The sequence below is a fragment of the Streptomyces sp. UH6 genome (genome assembly GCF_013421635.1).
Taxonomy (GTDB): Bacteria; Actinomycetota; Actinomycetes; order Streptomycetales; family Streptomycetaceae; genus Streptomyces; species Streptomyces abyssomicinicus.
In genome coordinates this window covers 1-4,784 of record NZ_JACADT010000415.1, presented here as the reverse complement: position 1 = coordinate 4,784, position 4,784 = coordinate 1, and the positions used below count along the sequence as shown (strand labels likewise).

The window sequence follows — 4,784 nt, the reverse complement described above, 5'->3', positions numbered from 1 at the left end:
GTGACGCGGTAGGGACCCCTGCCGCGACGGTGGACCCGTCGCGAGCCTGCCGCGACGGGTCCACGCGCCGCCGGGGAGACCGAGGCCGACCGCCGCAGGGGCCGGGCGGCGCTACGGCCGGGTGAAGGTCATGTGGGTGACACCGCTGGGGGTGGTCACGGACTCGATCTCGAAGCGCTGCTCCAGTCCTTCGAGTCCGTCCCACAGGCGCTCGCCACGTCCCAGAACGATCGGGACGACGGCGATGTGCAGATGGTCGACGAGGTCTTCGGCGAGGAACTCGCGGACCGTGGTCGGCCCGCCACCGATCCTCACGTCCAGGCCGCCCGCGGCCTCGCGCGCCTGACGGAGCGCCTCCTGCGGCGTGGCGTCGATGAAGTGGAAAGTCGTGCCGCCCTCCATCTCCACCGAGGGACGGGGGTGGTGGGTGAGGACGAACACCGGGGTGTGGAACGGCGGGTTGGGCCCCCACCAGCCGTTCCAGTCGTGGTTCTCCCATGGCCCGCGATGGGGGCTGAACTTGTTGCGGCCCATGATCTCCGCACCGATGCCGGCATCCCAGGTGGCGGCGACGGCGCCGTCGACCCCGGAGCTCCCCTCCGGCTTGCCCTGCATCCGCTGGAAGGTCCTGGTCGGGAAGAACCACTCGTGGAGTCGCGCACCGGCGTGGCCGAAGGGGGTGTCGAGACTCTGCCCTTCACCGGTGGCGAATCCGTCGATGGAGATGGAGAAGTTGTGGACCCTCACGCGGGACATTGCACGGACTCCTGCCGTCGGAGCGATGTGACGGCTCTCTGCCGTCACCAGCCGCAGGTGAGCCTAGGGACGGTGGCGGCGGCGCTCACGGAGGCGCACTGACACACTCCACAGGTCGGGATCGAGCTCGTCGGGGGTACCGGCCACCGACAGCCACGCGCCCCGGTGCGGGCGGGCCGAGGCTGCCGATCCGCCTCAGACGAGGCGCAGTCGGGAGGCGAGCGCGGTCAGGGTCCGGGCGGTCTCGGCCAGTCCCTGGGCGGCTGTCTCCAGGTCCACCGCCAGGTGGTGGGCGGAGCTGCCGGGGGACGCCGGGGCCGGCGTGCCGCGGTAGCCGATGGGGCCCTCGTCGTGGCGCTGGTAGTAGCCGGTGAACGCCTGTCCGCCGGCCGGTGCCGCGAGGCGGACCCGGGCGAGCTGGACCTCGCCCGCACCACCGTTGCGGGTGATGTCGAGCCGGTAGTGCCGGTAGCCCGCGGTCTCCGCCGCGACACCGGCGCCGGCGCCGGCACCGTCGCGAACACCGGCGCGGAGGGTGAACTCCCGTGTCTGGAAGCGCGCGTCGAACGTCTCGCCGGTGCGCGTGTCCAGCGGCGTCCAGGTCCGGCCGTCGTGGGAGCCGTAGAGGGTCCAGTCCCGGGGATCGCGGTCGGGGTGGTCGTTCGCCGTCGTCAGGGAGTACGAGGCGACGGCGGTGGGGCGGGCGAGGGTGAGGTCGAGGTGGGCGGTGTCGTCGGGTGCCAGCCACTTGGCGCGGGTGTCCTCGAGGAGGTTGCCGGCCACCTCGTGCGCCGGACGGAGCTCGCTGCTCGCCTCCACCCCGGTCACCTCGGCCTCGGCGGAGTCACCGTGCAGCACGGCCACCCCGGAGTTGCCCCGCTGATCGCGCCAGGTCACCCGCTCGACGGGCACCGCGCCGTCCTCGACCAGCAGCCGCAGTTCCTCGGAGGCGTGCCAGCCGCCGCCCCACCCCTCCTCCGTGCGGAAGCGGTGCAGGGCTGCCGTGGACAGGTTCTCGGTCTCCGCCGTGAACGGCCACCGGCCGGTGAGCCGCCCCCGGTACTCGTACGCCGTGCCGTCCGCTGTGCGGTAACAGCCGTGGAAGTCCGACATGTTGGACTGGAAGCTGAGGGCGGCCTCGGCACCGTCCGTGCCGCGCCAGCCGAGCTGCGCGGGCAACGACCGCTCGCCCCGGTCGACGTGGAACAGCAGCCGCGGTGCCGCCTGCCAGGGCGCCGACGCGGCGGCATGCGCGGGGCGGCGTTCGGTGCGGTAGGCGAACACGGAGTCCCGGGCGGCCTCCGCCGTCCGCGCGCGTTCCGAGCGGCCCCGCTCGAAGACGGGGTCCAGGGTGATGCGGTACAGCCGGAGCATGGTGCGCGCCTCGGCCGAGGACCGTATCTCCAGCCTGTTGGTCCCCCGCCGCAGCAAGCGTCCGGGCACCGCGAAGACGTTGTCCTGCGGGAGGTCTCCCCCACCCGGCACGGTGAGGTCCTCGGCCAGCGCCTCGCCCTGGAACAGCACGTCGACGGGCGCGTACCCGGGAGAGCGGCCGGACTTGGAGACGAGGGCGGTGACGGTGAGCGTCACCTGGGGAACGCCCTCCGGGTCCGCCACCTCGAACTCCAGCGTGACGCTCCCGCCCGCGTCCACCACCAGGTGGGACCCGGCGGGCCGGGCCCGGTGGAGCGTGACGTCGGCGTTGGACAGCCGCGCCGGATCGGCGGAGAAGTCCGCGTAGGTGGCCTCGAAGCTCATGTTCTGTCCCACTTCCGGGGGGATCGACGACGGCAGCCGCCCGCCAGGACCGCGGGCGACTGCGAGGTGATCCGAAACCTAGTGCGCCGCTCCGACAACTCCGGTCACGCGTGGGGCCGGAGGACAACTCCGGTCACGCGTGGGGCCGACGGCACCTCCGCTCAGGGCGCGGGCACGGCGGCGGGAGCGGGTGCGGGGCCGGCGTTGCCGTAGTACGCGTCGGGGCCGTGCTTGCGGGTGTAGTGGCGCTCCAGCAGATGGCCAGGGGGCTCGGAGACGTTCCCCAGCTGGGCGCGGAGGGCGAGCGTGTGCAGGGCCATCTCGGCGACGGCCTCGCAGACGACGGCGTTCTCCAGTGAGGCCGTGGCGGTGGGGCCCCAGGTGAAGGGGCCGTGGCGGGAGACCAGGGCGCCGGGGACCTCCTCGGCCCGCCGCGGGTCGGACCGGAGCATCTCGACGATCACCTCGCCCGTGTTGAACTCGTAGTCCCGGGCGCACTGCTCGGGGGTCAGGTCCTCGGTCACGGGGACGGGGCCGTTGAAGGTGTCGGCGTGGGTGGTCCCCAGGACGGGGATGGGGCAGCGGGCCTGGGCGAAGGCGACCGCGTGGGTGGAGTGGGTGTGGGTCACGCCGCCGATGAACGGGAAGGCGCGGTAGAGGCAGCGGTGCGTCTCGGTGTCCGTGGAGGGCCGGAGTTCGCCCGCGACGACGTGGCCGTCGTCGAGCGACACCACGACCAGGTCGTCCTCGGTGAGGTCGTCGTAGGAGACTCCCGAGGGCTTGATGACGAAGACTCCCGCCTCCCGGTCCACGCCGCTGACGTTCCCCCAGGTGAGGGTCGCGAGGCCGGCCTCGGGGATCCGGAGGTTGGCCGCCAGCACCTCGCGCCGCAGGTTCTTCAGGGCAGTCTCGTTCACTACGCTCTCACCGTCCTTCCAGGATCGGCCGCGGCTCTCGGGAGAGATCTCGCGGGACCCCGCGGCCGAGTATGGGTGGGCCTCAGAATTGTGAGCGCTAACATGGCGCTGACTCAAGGGTGGAGACAAAATTGCGGCGTGCGGTTGGCGGTTTGCCGGGATCGCGATGTGAGCGCTCGCATCGAGTGTTCGCCACGTGACCCGCGGACCGGTCCGCACTCCGGAGCGCCGCACTGCGCGGGACGGCACCCCGGGACGGGCCGCCCATCGAGGAAGGAAGAGGATTGATCCAGCTACCGGACGCCTCCAAGGCGCCCACGATGGCGGACGTCGCCCGGGTCGCCGGCGTGTCCCACCAGACGGTCTCGCGCGTGATCGGCGGCCATCCGAACGTCAGCGCCAAGACCCGCGCGGCGGTGACGGCGGTGATCGACGAGTTGGGCTACCGCCGCAACTCGGCGGCGCGCGCGCTCGCCACCCGACGGACGCACACGCTCGGGGTCATCGCCGTGAACACCACGCTGCACGGGCCCGCCAGCACGTTGGCGGGGGTGCAGGAGGCGGCCCGTGAGCGCGGCTACCTGACCTCCGCCGTGACGCTGCGGGCGGCCACGGAGGAGGCGCTCACCGAAGCGGTGCAGCACCTCTCGGGGTGGGGCGTGGAGGGGATCGTCGCCATCACGCCCTGGCGGGACGCCGTGCGGGCGCTGGCGGCACTGGAGGCGCCGTGCCCGGTGGTCACCGTGGAGGGCGGTCACGACCTGGACCTGCCCGGGGTCTCCCTGGACCAGCATCTCGGCGCGCGGATGATCACGGAGCATCTGCTGACGGCCGGCCACGCCACCGTCTGGCACGTGGCGGGTCCCGCGGACTGGCTGGAGAGCGAGGCGCGGACGGCCGGGTGGGAGGCGGCGCTGCGGGACGCCGGAGTCGAGGCGCCCCCGTTGCTGCGGGGCGACTGGAGCCCGCTGTCGGGGTACCAGGCGGGCCAGCAGCTCGCGGGGCGGGTGCTGTCGTCGCCCGGTCAGGGCGACGGCCTCACTGCGGTGTTCGTCGCCAACGACCAGATGGCGCTCGGGGTGCTGCGCGCCTTTCGGGAGGCCGGACTGGAGACCCCGGCGGACGTGGCGGTCGCCGGCTTCGACGACATCCCCGAGGCGGAGTTCTTCCCGCCGCCGCTGACGACCGTGCGGCAGGACTTCGCCTCGCTCGGGCGGAGCAGCATAGGACTGCTGCTGGAGCACATCGAGGGCACGGCGGAGGGCACCACCCACCTCACGCTGGCCCCCGAGCTCATCGTGCGGGCGAGCACCGCGCGGCGGCGGCCGACGCCGTCGGACTGACCGCGGCAAC

Annotated in this window: 4 protein-coding genes; 1 reads left to right on the top strand and 3 read right to left on the bottom strand. The window is 73.1% G+C overall.

What is annotated here, in order from left to right; all coding sequences use genetic code 11:
* Positions 1 to 111: 111 nt before the first annotated feature.
* The 3 genes from HW445_RS18845 to araD all read right to left on the bottom strand — a co-directional run bounded on the left by HW445_RS18845 (position 112) and on the right by araD (position 3,431).
* Positions 112 to 756 carry a dihydrofolate reductase family protein gene (locus HW445_RS18845; protein ID WP_180222166.1) on the bottom strand — a complete coding sequence of 215 codons (645 nt, stop codon included), beginning with the start codon at positions 754 to 756 and terminating at the stop codon, positions 112 to 114.
* Positions 757 to 951: 195 nt separating this feature from the next.
* A complete protein-coding gene (locus tag HW445_RS18840) occupies positions 952 to 2,514 on the bottom strand; it encodes an alpha-1,2-mannosidase (RefSeq protein WP_180222165.1) in 1,563 nt (520 codons plus the stop codon).
* Between the two features lie 161 nt (positions 2,515 to 2,675).
* Positions 2,676 to 3,431, bottom strand: a complete 756-nt coding sequence (araD, locus tag HW445_RS18835) for an L-ribulose-5-phosphate 4-epimerase AraD (RefSeq protein WP_308799460.1) — start codon at positions 3,429 to 3,431, stop codon at positions 2,676 to 2,678.
* A gap of 320 nt (positions 3,432 to 3,751) precedes the next feature.
* Between araD and HW445_RS18830 the strand changes: the two genes are divergently transcribed.
* On the top strand, positions 3,752 to 4,774 hold the full coding sequence (locus HW445_RS18830) for a LacI family DNA-binding transcriptional regulator (protein WP_374939670.1): 1,023 nt from the start codon (positions 3,752 to 3,754) through the stop codon (positions 4,772 to 4,774).
* The last annotated feature ends 10 nt before the right edge of the window (positions 4,775 to 4,784 follow it).